Origin of the sequence: Sulfitobacter sp. M05 (assembly GCF_029285175.1) — a bacterium.
Lineage (GTDB): Bacteria > Pseudomonadota > Alphaproteobacteria > Rhodobacterales > Rhodobacteraceae > Sulfitobacter.
The window spans coordinates 823,350-848,581 of record NZ_JABEDH010000002.1 but is presented as its reverse complement, the minus strand read 5'-3'; the positions used below and the strand labels follow the sequence as shown (position 1 = coordinate 848,581).

Here is a 25,232-nt window from a genome sequence, read left to right as displayed (position 1 = left end):
TGCTTAGTGGCAGGGAAAACCCGTGGCGTGACGCACATCATGGGCAGCATCGTGCAGCGCAGCGGCTTGAACGTGGCCTGTCAGCGAAATCACTGCGACACCCAACGCCAAAGCGAAAAAGGCGGGCATCATGCGCAGGTTGCTGCGTGTCATTGTCTTTGTTGTCATGTCTTCTCTCCTTACCGTCACACCCGACGGATATTGTTTCATCCTCGCTTGGCAGGTCTCCTGGCTCGCGGGTCGTGGCCGTTTCCCGCCTTCCCTGCCGTGGATAAAATCCGGTCGGCAAGTGGCATCTCGGGTCGGGCTCACCGCTTACAGTCGCGGGGGCGGCTTCAGCTTGGGGCAACGTGCCTTGACTGAATTCCCTGTTAGGTCCCGCATGAACAACGCCCATGCATCGGGACACCAAGCGTCTCAGACTTCGCATTTCGGCCCTAGCAACGCAAGGCAGATTTACGACGGAATAGAGTCCTGAAGCGCGCATTTAAGGGTGGGATTTGGCATCTGGGTGGTGTGACCTTGCGTGACGAATGGCACAACGGCGAATCCCTTGGGCAGGATACCGGCAGAGACTGGCCGTCCCGGTCTGCCTCTAGACAACCACATCATGGGCCACCTGATCGCCAACATCGAAGACCCGTTTGTAGCGGGCGATTTCATCTGTCGGGCCCATCGCCTTTTTCGGGTTGTCTGACAGTTTGACCGTTGGGTTGCCATTTGCCGATACTGCTTTGCAGACCAGTGAAAACGGTGCGAGGGCGTCATTGGGAACCAGCTTGCGAAAGTCATTCGTCAAAAGGGTGCCCCAGCCGAAAGACACATTCACCTTGCCGGCGAATTCACCATGCAGCGCCTTTACCTTTTCCACATCCAAGCCATCGCTAAAGATCACCCTCTTTTGCGCAGGGTCCTCGCCACGCGATTTCCACCAGTCGATGGCGATATTTGCTGCCGTTGCAGGATCACCGCTGTCGACACGGATACCTGTCCAACCGGCCAGCCAGTCAGGAGCGTTTTCGAGGAAGCCTTTGGTGCCATAGGTATCGGGCAGAATGATGCGCAGGTTGCCTTCGTGTTCGTCGTGCCAGTCCTGCAAAACATCATAGGGTGCCTTGGCCAGCGCGGCGTCATCGGGCGCAAGGGCGGCATAGACCATCGGCAATTCATGTGCGTTGGTGCCAATCGCCTCTACTTCGCGACTCATCGCGATCTTGCAATTCGAGGTGCCGGTGAAGGCCTTGCCCAAACCTTCGCTCATGGCCTGTACGCACCAGTCTTGCCAAAGAAAGGAATGCCGCCGCCGCGTGCCAAAGTCGGCAATCGACAGATCGGGAATGTCGCGCAATGTTTCGATCTTTTCCCAAACGCGGGTCATGGCGCGGGCATAAAGCACTTGCAGTTCGAATTTGCCCATGGTGTCCAGCACCGCGCGGCCACGCAATTCCATCAGGATTGCCAGCGCGGGAATTTCCCACAACATGACCTCGTGCCATTTGCCCTCGAAGGTCAGTTCGTATTGATCCCCTTTGCGTTCAAGGTGGTACGGCGGCAGGCGCAGCCCCTCGAACCATTCCATAAAATCGGGGCGGAACATCTGGCGCTTTCCGTAGAATGTATTGCCGCGCAGCCATGTGGATTCGCCTCGGCTGAGACTAAGAGAGCGCACATGGTCCAGTTGTTCGCGCAATTCGCCTTCGTCAATCAATTTGGCAAGCGGCACGTGTTTGGATCGGTTGATCAGGCTAAAGGTTACCTGCGTGTCCGGCTTGTTCCGAAAAATAGACTGGCACATCAAAAGCTTATAGAAATCCGTATCGATCAGGGATCGTACAATCGGGTCGATCTTCCATTTGTGGTTCCAGACGCGGGAGGCGATATCGACCATGAGAGGTTCCTTTAGTGTTCAGGCCTTTGTGGCAAAACTGGCAAGGGAGGGGCAAGGGCGATTTCATTTGCGTCATAAGCTTGCCAGAATCGGTCACTAGGGTTGGCCGTAATAATGGAGATAATTGTGACGCCGATTGAAATACTAACGCCGATTATTCTTTTGCTGGCTTTTGTTGGCTATGTCTTTTGCCTGTCGCGGATCATGTGGATCACCCTGGGGTTGACCGCTGCATTGGCGGCCTATTTCTCACGTGGGTATCCATTTGACGGTGCCAACCTGTTTTACTGGGGCGCGACAGGCGGCGTTGTACTCACCGCTTGGCTGGCCGCGATGGTTTTGCGGCGAACAGACTCGGCGTCAGGTACCCCGCCACAGAAAAAGAAGTCTGAGCGTAAAAGCGAGCTGCCCGGGGTGGTGATTGACGGCACCAATGTGATGTTCTGGGATGGCGAAGCGGACCTGCGCACATTGCGGGCAGTCGTGGATAAGCTGCGGGCGAAAAACCTGTCTCCCTTTGTCTTTCTTGATGCCTCTTCGCGCCATCACTTGGGGGACAAGTCGCTGAACCAGAACGGATTTGCCAAGGCGCTGGGGGTCAAGCGAAATCAGATCATGGTGTGCCCCGCACAAACCGAAGCCGATGCCTTTTTGTTAAAATTCGCCAAGGAAAACAGTATGCCTGTTGTGTCAAATGACCGTTTCGGGGATCGCGCGGCGCAGGCCAAGGGATTAAAGCTGATCAAAGGGGTGATCGCAGGCGGCAAGCCGGTATTGCAAGGGTTGTAACCGGTACACCAGATTTACTGCGCCCTCTTTTCGTCAAATTGTACTGGTATCCTGCCCAAGGAAGGAAGGGACAGCCATGACAATGTGCTATGATATCGACATTTCCTATTTGTACCCACCGGCGGTTTTCGACGATCCGGTAAAGGGCGCGCTTTTGCGAAGAAACGGTTTACACCCTCATTCCCGCGCCAATTACATCGCGCGTTTTCGCGATGCCCGAACTGTCCGCGCCCTTGCTGGGGCAGCAGATGACATAAAGGCGTATTTTCAGGACTGCGGTTTCGTATTCGAGGTCTCAGGCGGTGCCCTGCCGCAAGGGAGTGTTGATTACGCATTCCGCAATCATCTGCGCGACGTCGGCAAACGGATGCAGGAAAATCTGGCGCATTATGATCTGGACGCGCGGGATATGAACGGGTTGGACATCGCGGCCTGCAAAAGCGCGATTGATGAGGCACAGCCCATCGAAACCTTTGGGGCCAAGCTCCTGCGGATCTTCGGTAAACTACGGCGCAACCGGTTCTGGCCTTACTTTGTCCATCCCGCGCTGGCCTTACCAGCATTAACCCTAGGCGTGGTTCTGGCACTGCAAACTTTGGCAGCACCGCAAGGCACGACTGTATCCTCCAGCTTAATCGACGCGAATGTCACGCTTTTGATGCCGTCCTCGCGTTAATGTTCACGCGAGGGTCACACCCGCCGCTGTCATCCCGTCAACCGCCGCCGCCAGCGAGCCGCCCATATCAATCGCACGGCATAAATCCTGCTGCACCGTCACATCAAAGCCAAGCTTTGCCGCATCCACCGCAGAGTAATTCACACAGAAATCCAACGCGAGGCCAACCATCGTCACCGCAGTAATGCCACGGGTACGCAGGTACCCTTCTAGGCCGGTCGGGGTTTTATGATCGTTCTCAAAGAACGCGGAATAGCTGTCGATGGCTGGGTTATATCCTTTGCGAATGATCAGATCGGCGCGGTCTTGATGCAGTTCGGTGTGAAACTTTGCCCCCATGCTGCCGATGATACAGTGATCCGGCCAAAGCACCTGTGGACCATAAGGCATCTCTATCAAATCCATCGGGGCCTTGTCGGCATGGGATGAAGCAAAGGATGAATGGCCTGCCGGATGCCAGTCTTGCGTCAGGATCACCGCGTCAAACGCGTTCATCAGCGCATTGATGCCTTGCACGATGTCATCGCCACCCGCGACGGCCAAGGCACCACCCGGGCAAAAATCATTCTGGACGTCAATCACAACAAGGGCTTGCATGGTGTTTTCTTATGAGCAGATGTGTCGCACCGGTTTTAACCCAGCGCCCCCTTGCAAAACAGCCCCTTTGGGGCCTATTTCAGCGCCCATGTACACAATTGCCGCCTTATATCACTTTACCCGCTTTCCCGATCCCGCCGCGCTGAAACCTGCGTTGCTGGATCTTTGTCTTGCACAAAACGTCAAAGGCACGCTGCTGCTGGCCGGCGAAGGGGTGAACGGCACGATTTCCGGGCCACGTGCAGGCATTGACGCGGTGATCGCGCATCTGCGCGCCCTGCCCGGTTGTGCCGAACTGGAATGGAAAGAAGCGACCAGCGAAACACCGCCCTTCCCCCGCATGAAGGTGCGTTTGAAACGCGAGATCGTGACCATGGGGCAACCTGATGTCGACCCAGCAAGCAAGGTGGGCAACTATGTCGATCCAGCCGACTGGAACGAGTTGATCAAAAGCCCGGATGTTGTGGTGATCGACACCCGCAACGATTACGAGGTGGAGATTGGCACGTTTGAGGGCGCAGTTGATCCGAAAACCAAGACCTTTGGCGAGTTCCCCGAATGGTGGGCGCAAAACAAGGACCGGTTTCACAACAAACGTGTTGCGATGTTCTGCACCGGCGGAATTCGCTGTGAAAAATCAACGAACTACCTGTTGGGTCAAGGGGTTGAGGATGTGTACCACCTGAAGGGTGGCATTCTGAAATACCTTGAAGAGGTGCCGCAAGAGGAAAGCACGTGGGACGGCGACTGTTTCGTTTTCGACGCACGGGTCAGTGTCGGGCACGGGTTGGCCGAAGGGGCACATGTGCTGTGCCACGGATGTCGTCAGCCGATCCTGCCGGAAGATATGAAACGCCCCGAGTTCGAGCAGGGTGTGAGCTGCCACAAGTGTTTCGAACAGACCACGGATTGGGACAAGGACCGCTTTCGCGAACGGCAAAAGCAGATCAGATTGGCAGAGGCGCGGGCGCAGAAGTAACCTGCGGACCGCGCGGCTTACTGCGCAACAACAGCCATATCAACAGTACCAGCGGGATGCCCCCTGCAAAGGTCGCCACCCGGCTGGCATCAGATCCGGCTTGGACGACAGGCATGTTCACCCCCAATCTAAACCAGAAATACCGGCTCGGTTCCTTTCATACGGTATCAGGCGTCATTCGGCAGTGCCGTGCAGGGGCCAAGAGTAAATACAAGCAATTGGAACTGTTAAGCTCCCCTTAGCCCCCTCTCTGCTAATCCTGTTTCTGGGTGAAAAAGGGTGATGAAAATGGGTGCGCAAGCAAATGCAGCACCAGTCATTATCAAACGTAAAAAAGTTGTTAAGGGCGGCGGGCACCACGGTGGTGCCTGGAAAGTCGCTTATGCGGATTTCGTAACCGCGATGATGGCTTTTTTCATGTTGATGTGGCTGCTGAATGCGACAACGGAACAACAACGCAAGGGAATTGCCGATTACTTTTCTCCGACGATTCCAATCAACCGGGTCTCGGGTGGTGGCAATGGTGCCTTTGGCGGCGACAGCATCTTTTCGGAGGAAACCCTGCCTCAAACGGGAACCGGCGGCATGTCGGCGCGCAGCGCGGAAGGGTCCGGGGCGGACGGTGACCCCGGTGTTGAAAAAGAGTTAAGAGCCGCCGAAGCGATGTTGATGGGACGGGGGGGCGAAACCATGGTGATGGAAAATGCCATGCGCCATATCGTGACCCGGATCACCGACGAAGGGTTGGTAATCGAACTATTCGAACTGGACGGCATCCCGTTGTTCGATCCGGCAACTGATGAACCGACACAGTTACTGCGCGATCTGGCAACCTTGATTTCAGCAACAGCCAAGGCGGTGACCAACAGTATAGCAATCGGCGGGCATGTTGCGTCTGATCCGGTTGTTCTGGCGCAAAGCCCGGTCTGGGAGAAATCCGCCACCCGTGCCGCCGCCATGCGCAAGCTGTTGGAGCAATCCGGCATCGCGCCCAAGCGGATCGAGCGGGTTACCGGACATGCGAACCGTAAGCCGGTGCTGCAAGACACTATGGCCAAACGCAACAACCGGATCGAAGTGATCCTGCTGCGCACGTCTGTCAGAAAATAATCCCCAATCAGGGACCGCCGGTATTCAAATAGGGATCATTTTATCTGTTAGGCCGGAATTAAGTCAGCGCGGTCTAAGAAGTGCGGCAAGACCAATGATACAGCAAAAAGGCGTGTCTGACTTATGACCATTTCTTCTTCGCTTAATGCCGGGGTGGCGGGCCTGTTGGCAAACGCCACGCGCTTGGCAACCATCTCTGACAATATCGCAAATTCCTCGACCAACGGATACAAACGGGTCAGCACGGATTTTCAGTCCCTTGTGATCGGCTCGCGGGGGGGCGGTTATTCCGCGGGGGGCGTAAGGGCCATCGCGGAACGGCTGGTCGATCAGCGCGGTTCAATTGTGCCGACCGACAACGCGACGGATCTGGCGGTACGGGGCGGCGGATTTTTGCCCGTTACCAAAGCCACCAAAGTACAGGTCGCCAATGGTGACACGCCCATGTTCCTGACAACCACGGGCTCTTTTCGCACCGACTCCGAAGGGTATTTGCGCACCGCGTCCGGGTTGGTCTTGATGGGGTGGCCGGCACAACCAGATGGATCAATTCCCAGCTTTCCACGTGATACGGCGGCCGGACTGGAACCCGTGCAGATCAACGTAAACCAATTCTCGGGCGGGCCAACCACGCGCATGACGCTGGGTCTAAACCTGCCGGCGACCTCGACCGATGCCGGCAGCAACGGTGACACCGACGAATTATCCGTTGAATATTATGGCAACCTTGGGACCTCGGAAAACATCAATGTGGTTTTCACGCCCACAGTGCCGGCGACCGGCACATCCAACACCTGGACCGTTACGATGCGCGATGCCAGTGATCCGGGCACGATTATCGGGGAATATACCCTGGAATTCTCGGACAGCCGCACAGCAGGCGGCACGTTGCTTTCGGTCACGCCGACTGGCGGCGGCGGTGGTGCCTATGACCCCGCCACCGGTACAGTAATCATCAATGTGCCCGGCGGGCCGATCGAAATTGATATCGGGCAGATCGGGGAAAGCGATGGAATCACACAGCTGTCCGACAGTTTTGCACCGCTGAACATTTCCAAAGACGGTTCTCCGGTTGGCAATATGACATCGGTCGAAGTTGACCCCAACGGTTATGTTTACGCCTATTTCGATACCGGCGTAACACGCGTTATTTATCAGGTGCCACTGGTGGATCTGCCTAATCCGAACGGCATGGTCGCTCTGGATCAACAGATTTACCAACCTTCTGTTGAAAGCGGATCGTTCTTTTTGTGGAACGCAAGCGATGGACCTACGGGGGATGTTTTGTCCTTCGCTCTGGAAGAATCCACAACTGATGTCGCTGGCGAATTGACCGCAATGATCCAGACCCAACGCGCCTACAGCTCGAACGCCAAAGTCATCCAGACGGTCGATGAGATGCTTCAGGAAACCACCAACATCAAACGTTGATCCGCAACAGCTTGACCAGAAGGGAGCCCTGTTTTGACAATCTCGGGAGCTTTAAGCAACGCCCTCTCGGGCCTGCGCGCCGCCGGGCGCGGGGCAGAGGTGGTATCTACCAATATTTCAAACGCCTTAACCCCCGGGTACGGACGCCGGATTTTAAACCTGTCCCCCGGAACCAGCGCTGGATCGGGCGGTGTCCGTATCGATGGGGTTATCCGCATTGTCGACGCCAGCCTAGCGTCGGACAAGCGATTGGCTGGGGCCGAAAAGTTGCATGCGCAAGGGGCGGCGGATTTCTTTCAACGCATCGAAAAACTATTGGGTACCCCCGACCTTCCCTCTTCGATATCCGGCCGGTTGGCCGGATTGGAACGGTCGTTGATCACAGCGGCAAGCCGACCAGATGCACCGGAGCGGCTGGACATGGCCTTATCAGAAGCACAAGGGCTTGCAACGAGCCTGCGCAGTGCCTCGGCAGGCATTCAGGACGCACGCAGCATCGCAGATCACAGTATCGCCGACCAAGTTGACCGTTTGAATGTTTCGTTGCAGCAAGTTGCGTCGTTGAACATCCAGATCACTGCCGCACATGCCCGGGGCCGCGATCCTTTGGGGCTTGAAGATCAAAGACAACAGTTGGTCGATAGTATCGGCGACATGGTCCCGGTGCGCGAGGTCCCACGCGACAACGGCCAGATTGCCCTTTATACGACAGGTGGGGCTGTGTTGCTGGATGGCACGGCCGCCACTTTGGGTTTTGAGCGTTCAAATTTGGTCACGGCCTATATGTCTGTTGACCAGGGCACTTTGTCAGGGCTGACACTGAACGGCACCTCCCTGCGCACCGGATCGGAAAACGGGCAACTGAGAGGCGGTTCTATTGGTGCCCAGTTCATGATCCGCGACGAACTGGGCGTTCAGGCGCAAGAGCAGCTGGACGCAATTGCACGCGATCTTGTGACACGTTTTCAGGACCCGTTGGTCGACCCCAGTTTGACAGCCACCGATCCCGGACTGTTTACGGACGACGGCGGGTCGTTTGATCCGTTGAACGAACGCGGGCTTTCTTCCCGGCTTGAATTAAATGCGGCAGCAGACCCTGAACAGGGCGGCGCAAGCTGGCGGTTACGTGACGGATTAAATGCAGCGGTGCCCGGCACCGTGGGTAATGCCGGCCTATTACAGAACCTCAGCGGCGCGTTAAGCGCCCCCCGCATTGCAAGCAGCGGCAGCTTTGCCGGAAGTACTTTCACCTTATCCGGTCTGGTCACTGCGGTCACCTCAAGTGTCGGCACATCCCGCACCATCACCGAACAGGAACTAAGCTTTGCTGCGGCACGGTTTAGCGAATTGACCGAACGCCAACTCGCTCAAGGCGTTGATTCAGATGAAGAATTTCAACGCCTCATCTTGATCGAACAGTCCTATGCCGCCAATGCACGGATGATCGAAACCGTCGAAGAGATGATGCAAACAATATTGAGGCTTTAAGCTTATGTCAGTGACAAATCTGGGTGATCTTTCGCAATCCTATTCGATGCGACTGCGCAATGTATCGCTGCGACAGGATATCGAACGACTGACCTCCGAACTTGCTTCGGGACAGGTGGCCGATGTGCGAGAGGTTCTGGCCGGAAATTACAGCTACCTTTCGGACATCGAGCAACGTACAAGCCATCTGGCGGGCTATGCCGTCGCAACGACTGAGGCTTCGCTTTATGCGGGTGCCGTGCAAAACACCCTCGCAGCGGTGGAGCAATTCAGCGCAGATTTGTCGGCAAATTTGCTGATCTCGGGAAACAGTGCGATCGGCGTGACCAGCGCGAATACAGTCGCCACAGCGCAAAGTGCTGTGGAGGGAATCATCAGCGCGTTCAACACGCAATCTGCTGGTCGGCACCTGTTTTCCGGTGCTGCAACAGACCAGCCGCCATTGGCAGACACCGACATGCTTTTGACAGCCATGCGCGCGGCGTTGGCTGGTGCCGCAACCCCTGATGATCTACTGGCAGATGCTGAAATCTGGTTCGCGGATCCCGCCGGTTTCGAGGCGACCATGTATCAAGGATCGGCAGATGCCATCGGGCCATTCGGCCTGTCCCAATCAGACAGTGTTTCTCTGGATTTACGCGCCACCGACCCGAAACTGCGCGAAGTTATCAAACTCGCTGCGGTCGCGGCCTTGGCAAACGACCCCACCTTCGGCTTCAGCCTCGAAGAGCAAGCCGAGTTGTTTGACAAAAGCGGCCAAGCCTTGATGGCTGGCCGGGACGGTATCATCGCTGTACGCGCTAACGTCGGTTTCATTGAGGAACGCGTGGATCAGATAACCACGAGAAATGCCGCAGAGCAAACCGCGCTGGATTTCGCGAAGCTGGACTTATTAAAAATCGATCCCTATGAGGCGGCAACACGGCTTGAAGAGGCGCAGTTCCAACTTCAGAGCCTCTATTCCGTCACAGTGCGCATGTCACAGCTCTCGCTGGTGAATTTCCTGTGAGGGTGCTGGGGGCCGCAATCATCGCAGTTGCGTTGACTTTGCAGGTCGCTTGGGCCAGCCCGGTTCGGATCAAGGATCTGGTAAACTTTGACGGCGTGCGGGGCAATGACCTTGTGGGCTATGGTCTGGTGGTCGGCCTGGATGGCAGCGGTGACGGATTACGCAATGCCCCCTTCACCGAAGATATCATGACCAACATTCTGGAACGGCTTGGCGTCAATGTGACCGGCGAACAATTCCGGCCCAAGAATGTGGCGGCGGTTCTGGTGACTGCAACCTTACCGCCATTTGCCCGCGCTGGCGGTCAGATTGATGTCACTGTTTCTGCTATTGGGGATGCCAAAAGCCTGATGGGGGGGACCCTTGTCATGACCCCGATGAATGCTGCGGACGGCGAAATCTATGCTGTTGCGCAAGGCACGATCATCGCAGGGGGCGCTGTGGCGGAAGGGGACGGCGGGCAGGTCACCCAGGGGGTGCCGACAGCGGGGTCCATTCCATCGGGGGCGCGGGTCGAACGCGAGATTGCATTCAACCTCGGCACGCTTGAAAATCTGCGCCTGGCTTTGCGAGAGGCGGATTTCACCACCGCCGGCCGTATCGAGCAGGCGATAAACCGGGCCTTCGGCAAGCGGGTCGCCTTGATGCTCGACAGCGGTACGGTTCAATTGGACGTACCCGGTATGGGAATGCGATCTGTGGCGCATGCTCTTGGCCGGATCGAGAATATCGAGGTCGAACCGGAGCGCAAGGCACGCGTTGTAGTTGATCAAAGATCCGGCACAATCGTAATGGGTGAGGATGTGCGGATTTCACGTGTGGCCGTCAGTCAGGGCAATTTAACGCTGCGCATTCAGGAACAGCCGCTGGTGGTGCAGCCCAACCCTTTCTCTGAGGGAGAAACCGTTGTTGTGCCCCGCACCAATGCAGCCATTGAAGAGGAACCCGGAATCTCTCTGGCGGAGATACAGCCGGGAACATCTTTGGCTGAGGTCATTGCCGGTTTGAACGCCTTGGGTGTGGCACCCCGTGACATGATCGATATCCTCAAAAGCATCAAAGCAGCAGGGGCGTTACATGCGGAATTTGTGGTCCACTAAAGTCAATTCGATCAAAACACTTTTGAAATGTGGGGCTCAGCAGTAGCGACGTGAATTGGAATGGTGGGAATATACCCTCCCTTGTTTGAGTACAGAGAGCGAACTGCCAAACGAATCTACAAAAGTTTGATCTGACGCAGTAATAACGCGGTAAGCCCGGGCCAAACACCTGCGTCACGGATCAACGTAAAGGCGCAGATACCCGATTTGATCACCTGTACTGCGGCAAAACACTTGGCCAGCAACAGGGCATCAGGGCCAATGACCAGCAGAGCAGTCCAAGTGACGATGCAAAGCCCCCCGAAATTCACGACCATCAATGTGTCCTGTTTACGCGTCGCCAGCAAAAGCGTTTCCGTGGCACCGAACAATGCAGGCGTGCAGGCCCCCAACAGAACCCAAACAAGAACGGATTGAAAGCCGGTCACATCCAGATCAAAGGCTGACGCCAAATAGGGGCCAGCTGTCAGTGACGCAAGCCCAGCACCACCGCCAACAAGGAGAAAACCGAGATTAAGCCGGGCCGCCACTGTGATGAACTGAACCCTGTCGTGCCAAAGAGTCGCATGGGTCAATGCAGGCATCGCACGCGCCCCCAGATAGGCCAGTGCCACCGAGACCGCCGCCCCCAAACATCGCGCAGAAATATACATAAGCGCATCTGTGCCGCTCAACAGCATCGGTACCAACAGGAGATCCGCGTAGGTCGACAAGACCTGCAAGGCGGAATCGTCACTTGGCTTCGTCACCGGTTCCTCCCTTTTACGAGCCAGAAACACCGCGACCAGTAATAAGATCAGGTGGAGCAAGAGCAGGCTGGCCAAAGACAAGATCGCACTGCGGCCTCCGGCCCAGTTCAGAGCAAGAAGGATTCCGGCCGACACGATAAAACGACTGGCATACAAAGCTCCAGCAAAGGGATGGGCCACGGAAAAAAATTTCCACAGAGCCAGCGTGAGAGTCAACGCCAGTAAACAGAGCATTGCTGCAGGCTGCCCTTGAAAGAACGGAAGTTGCTCAAGGCGAAATAGCAAAACAAGAGTGACGCAAATCAATGCCCACCCGGCCAGCGCCACGGCCAAGGCGTTCTGACTCCCAGACGAGGGGGATTCCAGCGGTGACACACCGAGACCGGAGATGACACGGCTGAAACATTCAGCGAAGACGATTGTCCCCAAAACAAGCGCGGTGTCTGCGGCTAGGAAAGTCTGGGCCATTGCAACCGCCAGCAAACTCCAGCCAACGGCAAGTAGGCCAAGGTGCACAGCCACGGTCTTCACCTGAACAACTTTCGGAATTGTTGTGCTAAATGCGCGCCCACCATCTCCAACTCCCCTGATTGCCGGTCACATTAGGGGAGGTGGGATTGGGGGCAGGTTAACTGACTGACAGGATGTCGCCACAATTTAGTTCAAAAATAACTTCGTACCAGACTGCCGGCAATCAGGCTCCACCCGTCAGCAACCACAAAAAAGGCCAGCTTGAACGGCAAAGAGACAATAGCAGGGGGCACCATCATCATCCCCATCGACATCAGAATCGCAGCCACAACCAGATCAATGATCAAGAACGGTAAAAAAATCAGGAAACCAACCTGAAAAGCACGGGAAACTTCGGAGAGTAAGAAGCTGGGAACAAGTACCGAAAGCGGAGCCTCGGGAACCGGTTTGACATCGCGTGTATCCGGCCGCAGTTCCGCCATGGCAAAGAAAGTTTCCGGATCAAGGCGCGCGACCATAAAGCTGCGAAACGGCTCCAGTGTGCGGATAAATGCTGTTTCTGCATCGATCTGCTCGCGTGTTAGCGGGGAGATGCCGTTCTCCCAGGCCGCAGTGAACACTGGCTCCATCACAAAGTAGGTCAAGAACAATGCGAGGCTGACAATCAACATATTGGGTGGGGATTGCTGCAACCCGATGGCCTGCCGCAAGATGGAAAGGACCGTCACCAGAAACGGAAAGCAGGTAATCATGATCGCCAGCCCCGGTGCGATGCTAAGGACCGTGATCAATGCAAATAATTGGATCGTGCGTGCCGAAATCGATCCGTCGTCCCCCAGAGAAATCGAGAACTCCTGAGCCACTGCAGTATTTGCCATGCTCCCGATAACCATGAGCGAAATCAGGAACACGCGGATGTGGTTCTGACGTGTCACAACTCGGGCTGCAATTGCAGAATTTCGGTCAGGCGCACCACCAGTTGACCGTTGGGCTCATCCTCTTTCTCCTCCAGAAGACCGCGAGCGATCAGCCGCTCTCCGACATAAAGTTCCACCGGATCATCTACCCGCGTATCTAAGGTCAGCAGGGCGTTTTCGCCCATTGCAACCAACTCGCGGATAAGAGGCCGTGCCTTGCCCACACATACGCTGACCTCAATCGGAACGGCGGTAAACGGATTGCCGATATCGGCTGCGGGAGGGGTAACCGGTGCCGGTTCATCCATGCTTGTTCTCCTGTTCTAGGGTATGAAAGAAGGCCTCAAACCCGTTTGAAATGCCCTCAAGGACAGCGTCCAGATTAATTTCCCGTTCGGATTGTCCAGCGCGCAGATAGACCTGTCCGTCACTCAGAGCGGGTTCCGCCACGACAACAAAGGGGATCGCGGCCTGATCGTTCAAAAGCCCCTCTACGATGGCGCATTTGGCAGGGGCGACCGCGATTTCGACCAAGGCATCACTCTGATCCTGAAGCAATTGGTGCAACTGTTCAGTGATCTGGGCACCCAGACTGCGTGCGGCCACTTCCGGCAGAAGTTTTGTCACGATCTCGGACATCATCGGCTTCATGCCGGCACTCACTTTGCTGAATGCTTCTTGATAGGTGAAAGACAGGTCCTGCATGTTCTGCAAGAACTCCTCAGTCAGCTTGTTGTCCGCGCTCCCTTGGGCCTTAACGGCGTCATCCCAACCGGCCTGATACCCCGCTTCGAACGCGGCCAGTTTTGCCTCTTCAAGTGCGTCTTCTGCGAATTCGGCCTGCTGTTTCGGAGACGCAGCCCTGCCACTGAAACTTTCATAGAGATGTGAGACCGACATCAAACATTCTCCTCTTTGTCTTCAAGCCACCCCCGCAAAATTTCAACCGTCTCTTCCTGCCGCTCTCCAATCATGTTGCGCAGACGGGCAACCGGTTCATCGCCGCTGTTGCCCCCCATCATCGGCAAATCGGGAAGCCCCCCCATATCATCGGAAAATCCCTCGCCCATGTTCAGCGGCGGCATGGAAAAGGCAGGATCGGAAAGTTCACCATCGAAGGCATCCCCTGCGGGAGGTGCCCCGGTAGCACTCCCCTCTGGAGGTGGCGCGGGCAGGCCCGCAGGTGTTTCTGTGATTGGCCGTGACAGCACAGGACGGACAACAAACAGACCAAGAATTAGGGTGACGACAGCAAGGATCGCCATCTGGATGGCGGACATCAGATCAAGGTCGAAACGGCCCAGAAGTGATGTTTCAGCAATGGTGCCGGTGGGCGGCACCGCCAACAGCGCCATCGATTTTAACGTGATGATATCGCCGCGTTTTTCGTCAAACCCGACCGCAGAGGACACCAGTTCGCGCAACGCCTGCATCTCTTCGTCGCTGCGCGTTTCAGGCACCTGCGCACCGGTCGCATCCGTGATCATCGGCGCGTTCACCAGTACCGCCACAGTTACCCGCTTGATAGCTCCGGGCGCGCGTAGAATTTCGCGTTCCGTTTCAGAGACTTCATAGTTGACCCGTTCGCGCGTTTCACTGTTTTGCGAGGACGAACTGTCGCCGCCGCCCGCACCTTCCTGATCCGGTAGATTACTGGCCACTGTGACGTCGCCACCGCCGGCGTCCTGAGATGTATTGGTGCGCTCTTCAGTATCCGTACTGATCGCGACACGGTTTTCAGGATCAAAGGTATGCTCGCGAATCGATTCGGTTTCTGTGACGGTATCGACGCTGACTTCGACAACAGCATTGCCAAACCCCACCCGCGCCTCAAGCAATCGTTGCACGCGTTCACGCAATACCTGCGAAATATCATCGCCCCCAATGATGGGTGCGGCATCATCGGCCTGCCCTATCAGCGCCCCGTTTGCGTCAATCACCGCGACATCATCCGGCGAAAGACCGGCCACGGCAGAGGCAACGAGGTACCGCACCGCTTTGGCTTGCCGGCCCGTCACCCCACCGCCATTGGCCGTGATCGACACCGATGCCTTGGGCGTTACGCCGCGCTGAAAAGGGTTGGACCCGGTTGAAGCGATATGAACGCGGGCCATCGCAATCTGGGGGTTTGCAACGATTGTCCGGGCCAGCTCCCCTTCTTTTGCACGCCAATAGGCGGCATCGAACATCTGCGACGTCGTGCCAAAGCCGGTAAGATTGTCGAGAAGTTCATAACCACTGTTGCTGTTCGCTGGCAGGCCTTCGCTAGCAAGGGTGAGGCGCAATTGATCCCGCGCCTGAGAGTCCACAAAAATACTTCCGCCCCGCACCTCAAAGGCGATGCCGCGCTGTTCCAACGCACGTACAACATCCCCCGCCGCGCCGTTTTCCAACCCTGCATAAAGCAGAGTCATACTGGGACTGGTGGCCATTCTGGACATGGTGATGACCGTAAAGAACATCGCAGCGGTCGCTAGAATGACAATGATCTGCCGGCGCACTTCGAGCTGCATCCAAACTTTTAGTAATTGCTGCACAATCGCCTCCGTCACTCCCGACCTTCTGCCGGGGTATAGGCCACAGATGAACGATCAGGCTTAACATTCGGTTAGTGCAATTACGTCTATAACGACACCAACAGAGGAAATGGATGTCAGATGTCAGACGCACCCCCGGAAGAAGAAGAGGCGACCCCGAAAAAGTCCAAACTCCCCGTGATAATTGGGCTGGTACTGGCCTTGGCCGGTGGCGGTGGCGGGTTTTACGCCACCTTCAGCGGCATGATTCTGGGTACTGACAGCCATAATCAGGAAGAGGACGCAACAATGCCCACCGAAGTGGTGGGGCCAGACGTGGAATATGTCGCTGTCGATCAGCTGGTGATCTCCATGCGGGCCCCGTCAAATGCCAAACACCTTGTATTCCGTGCCCATCTGGAGGTCACGCCAGCGGCAAAAGAAGCGGTGGAGAAACTGCTGCCCCGCGTGGTTGACGTTCTCAACAGTTATCTTCGCGCATTGGAGCCCGCCGACCTTGAAGATCCGGCATCGCTGACACGCTTGAGGGCGCAAATGTTACGACGGGTTCAGGTTGTGACGGGAATCGGCAAGGTGAATGACCTGCTGATCATGGAATTTGTACTGAATTGAAAGGCTCGATATGGAACTGATCGCTGACATTATCCTTGGTGCGGGTGCCATCGGAGCCGGATTTTACTGTTTTATTCTGGGCCGCAGGTTGAACCGGTTCAACGACCTTGAGAATGGCGTGGGTGGTGCGGTCGCTGTTTTGTCTGCGCAGGTTGATGACCTGGGCAAAACGCTGACCGCGGCTCAGGCGGCAGCGACGCAATCAGCACAGACGCTGACCAGTCTGGTGGAACGCGCCGAGGATACTGCCCGGGTATTGGAGATGCAGATGGCATCCTTGCACGACCTGCCGCAGACACAGGCATCCGGCACACAGGACGAACCGACCGAAGATGTCGCGATCACCCCCCCTGCAGACCCGCAAGACCCTGCGCAACCCATGTTTGTTAGGCGGCGCGCATAGTCTGACGTGCCCGCCCAATCCGCCAGGATTCATCCCGAGGAGACGATCATGAAAAAGAAACCCCGCAAGTTCCGCCGGACAGGGCGCGGTGCAGTTTTATTGCTGACTGCAATGCTTGTTTCGTCAGCAATTTTAAGGCTGGGCGCGGGAGCCGGCAAAGCCTTTGCAGAAGCAGCAAAGCACTCCCCGGCGGAGGTAGAAATGCCTGCCAAAGAGACCACCGATGCGACAAAGGAAAGCACAAAAATATCCACTGATCGTGCAGAGATCAGTGCCCTTCTGAAAGCCCTCCGCGCCCGGGAAATGCGCGTGAAAGAGCTGGAAAGCCAGATCGAGCTACGCAGCAAGGCGCTGATGGTTGCAGATCAGGAGATCACAAAACGTATGACTAGTCTGGAGCAGGCAGAAAACAATCTGCGCGAGACTCTTTCTTTGGCGGATGGTGCATCAGAAGACGATCTGGCGCGGTTGACCTCGGTATACGAGAGCATGAAACCCAAGGATGCCGCGAAATTGTTCGAGGCAATGGAGCCTAATTTCGCAGCCGGATTTCTGGGCCGAATGCGCCCTGATGCCGCTGCGGCAATAATGACGGGACTGACACCGGAGCGGGCCTATTCCATCAGCGCCATTCTGGCCGGCCGTAATGCGACAGCGCCAAAAACCTGAGCCTTACAGAGACTTTATTAACGCCCGTCTGCAAGGGTACCCCGTGACTTAACCTGCAATGGAGTTTTCATGATTGGCATCATCGGCATCATCACGATCTTCATCATGGTCTTCGGTGGATATGTGGCCGCAGGCGGCAAGATGGGCATCATTATCAAGGCGTTGCCTTTTGAAATGATGATGATCGGCGGGGCTGCTGTTGGCGCTTTCCTGCTCAGCAATGACGGCGCGGCGGTTAAACACACAATCAAGGATGTTGGTAAGGTGTTCAAAGGGCCGAAATGGAAACCGGACGATTACCGCGACCTTCTTTGCCTACTTTTCGAACTGATCCGATTGGCCCGCCAAAACCCGGTAGCCATCGAAGAACATATTGAAACACCGGAAGAATCGTCAATTTTTTCAAATTATCCGAAGATCATGACCGACAAAGAAGCTATCGCTCTGATCTGCGACACCATGCGGTCTGCCTCCATGAATTATGACGATCCGCATCAGGTTGAAGAGGTGCTGGAAAAACGGATGGAAGCAAATGCCCAGCACGCGCTTCATTCAAGCCACGCGCTCCAGATGGTGGCAGATGCCCTGCCGGCTCTTGGTATTGTCGCCGCTGTTTTGGGGGTGATCAAAACGATGGCCTCGATTGACCAACCGCCAGAGATCCTTGGCAAGATGATCGGCGGCGCGCTTGTGGGCACGTTTCTGGGGGTGTTCCTTGCCTATGCGATCATCGGTCCCTTTGCAGAAAAGGTAAAAGGTGTAACCGAGGACGAGGCAAATTTCTACAAATTGATCCGCGAGGTTTTAGTGGCGAACTTGCACAACCACGCGACAAACATTTGCATCGAGGTTGGGCGACAGAATACCCCGTCGCACAGACGGCCCAGCTTCGCCGATCTTGAGGAAGCATTAAAAGCCCTCAAGCAAGAGGCCGCATGATGATCCGCAACCTGTCTATTGCACTGGTGTTTCTTTGGCTGCCGTTCGCATCGAATGCGCAGCAGACCAAAGTCCGTTCCGGCGAGCATAGCGGGTACAGCAGATTGGTTGCCCCGCTAACAGACAACCGAGACTGGAAGGTCACCCATATCGGCCAGGATGTAATCTTCGCCGTCGCCGGTTACGATCAAGGCTATGACCTCAGCACGGTATTCACCTATATTCCGCGCGACCGGGTGCAAAGCATCACCTCCCGTCCGGACGGGTTCACCATCCGGTTAGGATGCGCCTGCCGGGTCGCGCCATTCGTTGACAAAGAACGCTTTGTTGTCATCGACATTGCATCGCCGGGCGTTACGCTGGCGAGCACGTTCATTCCTATGAAACCGAAGGACTTGCCAAAACCGAAGCAGGAGTCACAGCAAGAGATCGGCATCAAACCCGTAGAACCCAACATTGCTGTTCCGATGGCATCGATGCCGCGCAACGATCCAATCCAGCCGGTCGCATTACCTGCACTCGCCCGCGCCCCGCTTTCCGAGTTGGAACAAGACTCGCTGACCGAAATTTCACGCCGCTTAACCCGTGAATTAGGCACAGCGACCACCCGTGGACTGCTCACTCCCGTGCCGGGACCATCCCTGCCGATAAGCAGACGGGCACAAGTTGATTTGAGTGCTATCGCAGAGCCAGAAGCGCCACCACCAGTTCCAAAACCCGAAAACCTCAGCGGCGTTCTGAATAACATGCGGGTCTCTTCCAGCATGGACATCCCCGGCTTTGCAAAGGCGACGGACGATCCACAATCCCTTTCGGGGTTAAATTGCCCATTGAATGCAACTTTGGACATCGCAAACTGGGGGGATGATCGCCCCTTCCACCAGCAAACAGGTGATTTGCGGCGCAGCCTCTATCAAGAATTCGACAAACTTGATCAAGAGGCTGCCCTGAATTTGGCAAAGCTCTACCTTCACTTTGGGTTCGGTGCTGAAGCTCGGCAAATTTTGCGTCTGGACACTGATTTGGTGAGTTCTCAGGGCATCTTGGCAGATATTGCCTCGATATTGGAAACCGGCACCGCACGGCAGGGCAGCAGGTTACCATTGATGTTGGATTGTAATACGGATGTGGCGCTATGGGCCATGCTTGCAAACGCCGATCTAGGCACCTCTCGCGCCATTGATCCCCGTTCTGCCTTGTTGGCATTGAATAAACTTCCGGTCCATCTGCGCGATGTCCTTGCACCGGCTCTCAGCCAGAGGCTGCTTGCCCATGGTGATGCCGATGCTGCTGCCTCAGCCTTGCGGAGTGTGCAAAGGCTGCCGTCAGAACTGTCCAGTTCCGCCAAACTGGCGCAGGCACACATCGCGCTGGACTCCGGTAACATGAACAAAGCCAGCGAAGACCTTTCTGATGTGATTGACGATAACGCTGAACACTCACCCGAGGCCCTTATTTCTCTGGTGGATGCCCGGATCGTCGCCCAGCAACCAATTTCCGCTGAGACCGCCAGCCTGGTTGAAGCCTATGCGAAAGAACTGAACCAGACAGAGTTAGGGCCTGCTCTCAGGCGTACGCATGTGTTGGCGCTTGTAAGGTCTGGGCAATTTGACGCCGCATTCGCCGCCTCAAAAGAGTTGGGCGGAGACTCCGAAGAAGATGATGCAGTCAAACTTCGGATGCGCCTGATCCAGGAGTTGGTAGCCGCCGCCGAGGACGTGGTTTTCCTTGAATATATATTCCGGCAGTCACCGCAGGACATCACAAGATTGCCCGCACGCCAAAAGCTGGCGCTCGCAACTCGCCTGCTAGATCTGGGATTTGCCAAACAGGCGCAGACCATTCTTCCCGACCACTTGGACTATGCAAAAAGCGAATCATATCAGATCATTGCCGCGCGGATTGCGCTTGATATGTCACAGCCGATGCGCGCCCAAGCTGCTCTTTTAGGAGTGACAGGGCAGGACGCTGATTTACTGCGCGCAAAGGCAACGCAGATGACAGGTGCCCATGCAGAAGCACATGATCTTTTCCTTTTGGCAAATGACGATGATGCAGCAGCGCGGGCGGCTTGGCTGGCAGAAGACGAGAGCAATCAACGCCTAGCCGAAAATGCAGTGTTCGGTCCGGCACTGGCCCTGTCAAACGCGGACATCCCCGCGACGCGCCAGACCGATGGTATGTTGGCACGCAGTGAAGCAGCGCTAAGCGAGAGCCGCGCAGCGCGGGAAACGCTCTTGAACCTGTTGCAGGCCCCAGAGCTTCTTGTTGGATCAGAGGGCATAACCCCCTGATAAAAAGCGGAACGGGCTAACAGCCTGTCATTGGTTACTTTTCATAAAGGAAGTCTGCGTAGAGTCCCGATACAATCAAAAGTGAATGGGAGAGATGCAGAATGCAACAATTCCGACTGTCCGCCACAGCCCTGCGTGGTGTTCTCAATGCCCTTTTTCTGCATATGCCGCTGGTGACTTCTAAGCTTCTTGTCAGATGTGCGCCTTTGACAGGGAAGGTCGAGCATTGAAGCCTCTCACTTCAACCGATCTGTTCAACCCCACGATCTTGCTGGCTGTCGCTTTGATGGCGGTGATCGCGATGATGATCCTTCCCATGCCAGCTTGGGTTCTGGATGCGGGCCTGGCCTTGTCATTTGCGCTGGCGATCCTGATTTTCACTGTGACACTTTTTATTGAACGTCCATTGGATTTTTCCGCCTTCCCGACGATTTTACTTGCATCGTTGATGTTGCGTTTGTCGCTGAATGTTTCATCGACCAAACTGATCATCGGCGAGGGGCATACCGGCACCAATGCAGCAGGTGATGTTATCGAAAGCTTCGCACAGTTTGTGATGGGCGGTTCTGTTTTTCTAGGATTAGTGGTGTTTTGCGTTCTGCTGATCGTGAACTTTATGGTTATCAATAAAGGTGCCACACGCATGGCCGAGGTCGGCGCGCGTTTTGCTTTGGACGGGATGCCGGGCAAACAGATGGCGATTGATAGCGATATGGCGGCCGGTGCCCTTACCCATGAGCAGGCCAGAGAAAGGCGGGAACGCGAACAGCTTGAGACAACCTTTTTTGGCTCCCTTGATGGGGCCTCGAAATTCGTCAAAGGGGATGCTGTTGCTGGCCTACTGATCACAATCCTAAATCTGGTAGCTGGGTTGATCATGGGGATCGTAGTTCACGGGATGCCTCTTGGTGCAGCTTTTGAAACCTATGCAATCCTCACAGTTGGCGATGGTTTGGTCTCGCAAATCCCCGCCGTGATCATCTCGATTGCTTCGGCTTTACTCCTTGCGCGGGGCGGGGCGCAGGGCGCAACAGACCTTGCGGTGTTCAGCCAATTGGGCAAACACCCCGGTGCTTTGGCCACCGTTGCCGTATTGATGCTGGCTTTCGGCATGTTTCCGGGGCTGCCCTTTGGGCCTTTCATGGTCGGCGGTGGATGCCTGTCTGTTGCGGCATATGTCCGATATCGCAACGCCAAACAGGCTGACGAAGATACACCAGACGTGGATTCATCAGGTTCCCTTCCGATTGAAAAATCGATGGGCGATGTATTGGAGCTGGATGATATTCATGTGGAATTTGCACCTGACCTGGTGAACATGGTTCTCGATCCCGCTACAGGGCTGGACTCGCGCATTTCAAAAATGCGTAATCATGTTGCAGCGGCTTACGGGCTGATCCTTCCCGAAATACGCCTAACCGATAACTCTGCCTTAGCTCCAGGCGTCTATGTAATTCGGATTCAAGGGGTCGAACAGGCCCGCGCCGAGTTGCACCCCGATCAAGTGCTTGCGCTTGCGCCAGATGACAGCAACGCTTTGCCAAGTGGTACGGACACAACTGAACCTGTGTATGGTGCGCCAGCGCGGTGGATCAATAATAGGGATCAAGAAGCCGCCGTTCTTACCGGGGTCACATTGGTTACTCCAACCGAAATTCTTGCGACACATTTACTGGAGATGGTAAAAAACAACTTCAGCCGGCTGCTTAGCCTCAAATCCCTGCGCCGCACATTGAACGAAATGACCAATGTTACCAATCCGACCCGCGCCGAGGCGAACCGCAAATTGCTGGATGAATTGATTCCTGACAAGGTGCCGATCGACATCCTGCATGCGGTTTTGCGGCTATTGCTTGATGAACAGGTTTCAATTCGAAATTTGCCCCTAATCCTAGAAGCTACCGCAGAAGCACGGGGGCAAAACGCGCAACCGGAGGCGATTTGCGAACATGTGCGCCAGCGATTGGGGTTTCAATTGGTGGCAGAGATACGCCGGGCGGATGGCACCTTGCCGCTGATCCAACTTGCGCCGGAATGGGAAGACACTTTTGCCACCTATCAGGTAGAGGGGGATCGCGGGTTTGACATCGCCCTACCGCCAGACCTGTTCAACAAGCTGGCGGAGCGCGCTTCGGAAAAGCTGAATGACGCAGGTCACAATGGAATTTACCCGGCTCTGGTGACGAATACACGACGGCGCAGGTTTTTACGAACGGTCATGCAGGCAAAAGGGATCACAACCCCGGTTCTTTCCTTTGAGGAAATCGGCCTTGATGCCCGGCCATCCCTTGTTGGTGTAATCGCGGCATGACACCGGCACTGGCAGACTTGCTGGAGATTACGAACCGTTTCCTCTGGCATGGTATCGCAGTCTTCCTGCGGGTCGCGCCACTGGTTGCGATGCTGCCAGCGTTCGGAGAACGCACTGTCCCCGCCCGCGTCAAACTGGTGATCGTGCTGGGTTTTGTTCTGATTATCGCACCGGCTGTGCCACGCATACCGATGGTTGCCGGTTTCGATACCTTAATCACACTGGCTGCTACCGAGACACTGGCAGGGCTGACACTGGGCATTGGCGTCCGCCTGTTCATTCTGGCGTTGCAAACGACCGGCTCGATCGCTGCGCAATCAACCTCGCTTTCTCAGATCCTTGGCGGTGCCGCGGCTGATCCTTTGCCGGCGATGGGGTATGTCCTCATCATTGGCGGTATCGCTCTTGCGGTCATGGCCGGCCTTCATATCAAGGCTGCAGCATTGGTGATCCAATCTTATGACCTCTTGCCTATGGGCGCGTTTCCCAGTGCAAAGGTGGTATCCGAATGGGGTATCTCGCGGATCGCACAGGCTTTTGCCCTGTCGTTCACACTTGCCGCCCCCTTTGTCATCCTATCAGTCGTCTACAATCTGGCGCTTGGCGTCATCAACAAGGCGATGCCACAACTAATGGTCGCTTTTGTCGGTGCGCCCTTGATCACCGCAGGCGGGCTTCTTGTCCTGCTCCTCGCATCACCCTTTATGCTGGAACATTGGCTGAATGCGATGGATGCCTATCTGGCCAATCCCTACCGGATGCCAAGATGAGCGGGCAGGACGATGACACGTCAAAGACCTATGATGCGACCCCGCAAAAACTGCTGGATGCCCGCAAGAAGGGCGACGTCGCCAAGTCTACGGATTTGTTGACGGCGGCATCTTATACTGGGTTCCTGGTCGCTCTCCTCATGACCGGCGCAGACGGTATCCGCCAGGTCGGGACCTCGTTGATGGTCTTGATTGATCAGGCCGACACGCTTTCGCCGCTATTCTTTGCAGGCGCAACACAGTCCCCTATGGCCGGCATGATGATGCCCATTTTCACAGGTCTTGCCCCCCTGTTCGCCCTGCCTGCGACTGCTGTCATCATAGCCGTTTTTGCACAACGCGCCTGGGTCTTTGCGCCCACCAAACTTGCGCCAAAACTCTCGCGTATTTCGATTCTATCGAATGCTAAGAATAAATTCGGGCGCGACGGTCTGTTTGAGTGGCTCAAGAGCTTTACCAAACTGACGCTTTATTCAATCGTGCTCGCGCTGTTTATCCAGGATCGCCTGGCAGACATGGTCGGTGTTTTGCACAGCTCGCCGCGTCTGGTTCTCAAGTTACTTGCTGAACTTTGTATCACCTTCCTTTTTATCACGGTCCTGATTTCAGGTGCAATTGGCGCAATTGATGCGCTCTACCAGCATTTTGCGCATTTGCGCAAAAACATGATGTCCCACAAGGAGATCGCGGACGAAACCAAGAATGCCGAAGGCGACCCGCATATGAAGCAGGAACGCCGCCAGCGCGCCATGTCTGTGTCGCAAAGCCAGATGATGGCGGATGTGCCAAAGGCCGATGTGGTGATCGTTAACCCGACCCATTACGCCGTGGCCCTGACCTGGAGCCGGCAACCGAACGCTGCCCCGGTTTGTGTTGCCAAAGGCATCGATGAAATCGCCAAGGCCATCCGTGAAGCTGCGCAAGAGGCTGGTGTTCCGATCCACAGTGACCCACCAACCGCCCGGTCCCTACATGCGACAACAACCATAGGTGACGAGATTTCGCCGGACTTTTACCGCGCAGTCGCCGCAGCAATCAGATTTGCCGAAACCATGCGGCAACGCGCAAAGGGAAAAGTATGAACGATCTCGAACAGGTGCTGGTCGCATGCACCGCGCAGTATGACCATCAACGACAGATCTTCGCCCAAGTGGTCGCCGAAGAAAATCAATTGCGTCAGGAATTACGCAGACTCCAAAAACTTGATGGGGCGGTCCATCAGGAAGACAGTTTCGTTTCGGGCATGCGTGTGATCGGTGCAGACCTGCTTTGGCAAGGCTGGCTAAGCAGGTCTCAATCGACATTGAACATGCAGTTGGCACGCGTGCTGGCCATCAAATCCTATGAGCAGGAAAGGGTAAGAAAGGCATTTGGCAAAGTTGTTGCCTTGGAAAATCTGATTAAAGAGGAAAAGAAGAGCCGACAAAGGAAAGTTGCCAAAGACACACTTGGGATTGCAATTGATCACGCCCTGCGCCAGCCGCCGGTTTGAG

At 55.7% G+C, this 25,232-nt stretch carries 25 protein-coding genes and 1 riboswitch; of the genes, 17 read left to right on the top strand and 8 right to left on the bottom strand.

All coding sequences use genetic code 11. The features are described 5' to 3' along the window. Positions 1-3: 3 nt before the first annotated feature. Positions 4-168, bottom strand: a complete 165-nt coding sequence (locus tag HKX44_RS12300; RefSeq protein ID WP_276151621.1) for a CbtB domain-containing protein — start codon at positions 166-168, stop codon at positions 4-6. A gap of 32 nt (positions 169-200) precedes the next feature. Continuing rightward, positions 201-428: riboswitch (cobalamin riboswitch) on the bottom strand. Between the two features lie 167 nt (positions 429-595). Beyond that, on the bottom strand, positions 596-1,888 hold the full coding sequence (gene pncB, locus HKX44_RS12295; RefSeq protein ID WP_276151620.1) for a nicotinate phosphoribosyltransferase: 1,293 nt from the start codon (positions 1,886-1,888) through the stop codon (positions 596-598). Positions 1,889-2,014: 126 nt separating this feature from the next. Between pncB and HKX44_RS12290 the strand changes: the two genes are divergently transcribed. Then, positions 2,015-2,677 (top strand): hypothetical protein, encoded by a 663-nt coding sequence (locus HKX44_RS12290; protein WP_276153223.1) that lies wholly within the window; start codon positions 2,015-2,017, stop codon positions 2,675-2,677. 76 nt (positions 2,678-2,753) lie between these two features. Next, positions 2,754-3,353 carry a hypothetical protein gene (locus tag HKX44_RS12285; RefSeq protein WP_276151618.1) on the top strand — a complete coding sequence of 200 codons (600 nt, stop codon included), beginning with the start codon at positions 2,754-2,756 and terminating at the stop codon, positions 3,351-3,353. Between the two features lie 3 nt (positions 3,354-3,356). Here HKX44_RS12285 and pncA read toward each other — a convergent pair whose 3' ends face one another. Next, positions 3,357-3,950: a bifunctional nicotinamidase/pyrazinamidase gene (pncA, locus tag HKX44_RS12280; protein WP_276151617.1), complete on the bottom strand. Its 594-nt coding sequence runs from the start codon at positions 3,948-3,950 to the stop codon at positions 3,357-3,359. An 88-nt stretch (positions 3,951-4,038) separates the two neighbouring features. Here pncA and HKX44_RS12275 point away from each other — a divergent pair, with 88 nt between their 5' ends. From HKX44_RS12275 to HKX44_RS12250, 6 genes are all read left to right on the top strand, one after another. Further along, positions 4,039-4,929: a rhodanese-related sulfurtransferase gene (locus HKX44_RS12275; protein ID WP_276151616.1), complete on the top strand. Its 891-nt coding sequence runs from the start codon at positions 4,039-4,041 to the stop codon at positions 4,927-4,929. 288 nt (positions 4,930-5,217) lie between these two features. Next, on the top strand, positions 5,218-6,039 hold the full coding sequence (locus HKX44_RS12270; protein WP_276151615.1) for a flagellar motor protein MotB: 822 nt from the start codon (positions 5,218-5,220) through the stop codon (positions 6,037-6,039). A 123-nt stretch (positions 6,040-6,162) separates the two neighbouring features. Next, the gene (locus tag HKX44_RS12265; RefSeq protein WP_276151614.1) at positions 6,163-7,470 is read left to right on the top strand and encodes a flagellar hook-basal body complex protein; all 1,308 of its coding nucleotides are present in this window, start codon (positions 6,163-6,165) and stop codon (positions 7,468-7,470) included. A 33-nt stretch (positions 7,471-7,503) separates the two neighbouring features. Continuing rightward, positions 7,504-8,958, top strand: a complete 1,455-nt coding sequence (flgK, locus tag HKX44_RS12260) for a flagellar hook-associated protein FlgK (protein WP_276151613.1) — start codon at positions 7,504-7,506, stop codon at positions 8,956-8,958. Between the two features lie 4 nt (positions 8,959-8,962). Further along, positions 8,963-9,967 (top strand): flagellin, encoded by a 1,005-nt coding sequence (locus tag HKX44_RS12255; RefSeq protein ID WP_276151612.1) that lies wholly within the window; start codon positions 8,963-8,965, stop codon positions 9,965-9,967. Between the two features lie 2 nt (positions 9,968-9,969). After that, positions 9,970-11,067 carry a flagellar basal body P-ring protein FlgI gene (locus HKX44_RS12250; RefSeq protein WP_276151611.1) on the top strand — a complete coding sequence of 366 codons (1,098 nt, stop codon included), beginning with the start codon at positions 9,970-9,972 and terminating at the stop codon, positions 11,065-11,067. 116 nt (positions 11,068-11,183) lie between these two features. Here HKX44_RS12250 and HKX44_RS12245 read toward each other — a convergent pair whose 3' ends face one another. The 5 genes from HKX44_RS12245 to fliF form a co-directional block, all read right to left on the bottom strand. Further along, positions 11,184-12,338, bottom strand: coding sequence for a hypothetical protein (locus HKX44_RS12245; RefSeq protein WP_276151610.1), 1,155 nt, complete (start codon positions 12,336-12,338; stop codon positions 11,184-11,186). 140 nt (positions 12,339-12,478) lie between these two features. Further along, positions 12,479-13,165 (bottom strand): flagellar type III secretion system pore protein FliP, encoded by a 687-nt coding sequence (gene fliP / locus HKX44_RS12240; protein WP_276151609.1) that lies wholly within the window; start codon positions 13,163-13,165, stop codon positions 12,479-12,481. 53 nt (positions 13,166-13,218) lie between these two features. Further along, complete coding sequence (locus HKX44_RS12235) at positions 13,219-13,512, bottom strand: FliM/FliN family flagellar motor C-terminal domain-containing protein (protein ID WP_276151608.1); 294 nt, start codon at positions 13,510-13,512, stop codon at positions 13,219-13,221. Next, on the bottom strand, positions 13,505-14,104 hold the full coding sequence (locus HKX44_RS12230) for an ABC transporter ATP-binding protein (RefSeq protein ID WP_276151607.1): 600 nt from the start codon (positions 14,102-14,104) through the stop codon (positions 13,505-13,507). The genes HKX44_RS12235 and HKX44_RS12230 overlap by 8 nt, the downstream gene beginning before the upstream one ends. Beyond that, entirely contained in the window at positions 14,104-15,741 is a 1,638-nt protein-coding gene (fliF, locus tag HKX44_RS12225) for a flagellar basal-body MS-ring/collar protein FliF (protein WP_276151606.1), read from the bottom strand. Before fliF ends, HKX44_RS12230 begins: the two co-directional genes overlap by 1 nt. A 120-nt stretch (positions 15,742-15,861) precedes the next feature. Here fliF and HKX44_RS12220 point away from each other — a divergent pair, with 120 nt between their 5' ends. The 9 genes from HKX44_RS12220 to HKX44_RS12180 all read left to right on the top strand — a co-directional run bounded on the left by HKX44_RS12220 (position 15,862) and on the right by HKX44_RS12180 (position 25,231). After that, entirely contained in the window at positions 15,862-16,353 is a 492-nt protein-coding gene (locus tag HKX44_RS12220; protein ID WP_276151605.1) for a flagellar basal body-associated FliL family protein, read from the top strand. Positions 16,354-16,363: 10 nt separating this feature from the next. Further along, entirely contained in the window at positions 16,364-16,756 is a 393-nt protein-coding gene (locus tag HKX44_RS12215) for a hypothetical protein (RefSeq protein ID WP_276151604.1), read from the top strand. Positions 16,757-16,804: 48 nt separating this feature from the next. Continuing rightward, positions 16,805-17,425, top strand: a complete 621-nt coding sequence (locus HKX44_RS12210; protein ID WP_276151603.1) for a hypothetical protein — start codon at positions 16,805-16,807, stop codon at positions 17,423-17,425. A 69-nt stretch (positions 17,426-17,494) separates the two neighbouring features. Then, entirely contained in the window at positions 17,495-18,364 is an 870-nt protein-coding gene (motA, locus tag HKX44_RS12205; protein WP_276151602.1) for a flagellar motor stator protein MotA, read from the top strand. Next, positions 18,361-20,658: a hypothetical protein gene (locus HKX44_RS12200; protein ID WP_276151601.1), complete on the top strand. Its 2,298-nt coding sequence runs from the start codon at positions 18,361-18,363 to the stop codon at positions 20,656-20,658. Before motA ends, HKX44_RS12200 begins: the two co-directional genes overlap by 4 nt. Before the next feature lie 226 nt (positions 20,659-20,884). Continuing rightward, positions 20,885-22,969, top strand: coding sequence for a flagellar biosynthesis protein FlhA (gene flhA, locus HKX44_RS12195; RefSeq protein ID WP_276151600.1), 2,085 nt, complete (start codon positions 20,885-20,887; stop codon positions 22,967-22,969). After that, the gene (locus HKX44_RS12190; RefSeq protein ID WP_276151599.1) at positions 22,966-23,739 is read left to right on the top strand and encodes a flagellar biosynthetic protein FliR; all 774 of its coding nucleotides are present in this window, start codon (positions 22,966-22,968) and stop codon (positions 23,737-23,739) included. The genes flhA and HKX44_RS12190 overlap by 4 nt, the downstream gene beginning before the upstream one ends. Further along, positions 23,736-24,821, top strand: a complete 1,086-nt coding sequence (locus HKX44_RS12185; RefSeq protein ID WP_276151598.1) for a flagellar type III secretion system protein FlhB — start codon at positions 23,736-23,738, stop codon at positions 24,819-24,821. Before HKX44_RS12190 ends, HKX44_RS12185 begins: the two co-directional genes overlap by 4 nt. Further along, entirely contained in the window at positions 24,818-25,231 is a 414-nt protein-coding gene (locus HKX44_RS12180) for a hypothetical protein (protein WP_276151597.1), read from the top strand. Before HKX44_RS12185 ends, HKX44_RS12180 begins: the two co-directional genes overlap by 4 nt. Position 25,232: the final 1 nt, after the last annotated feature.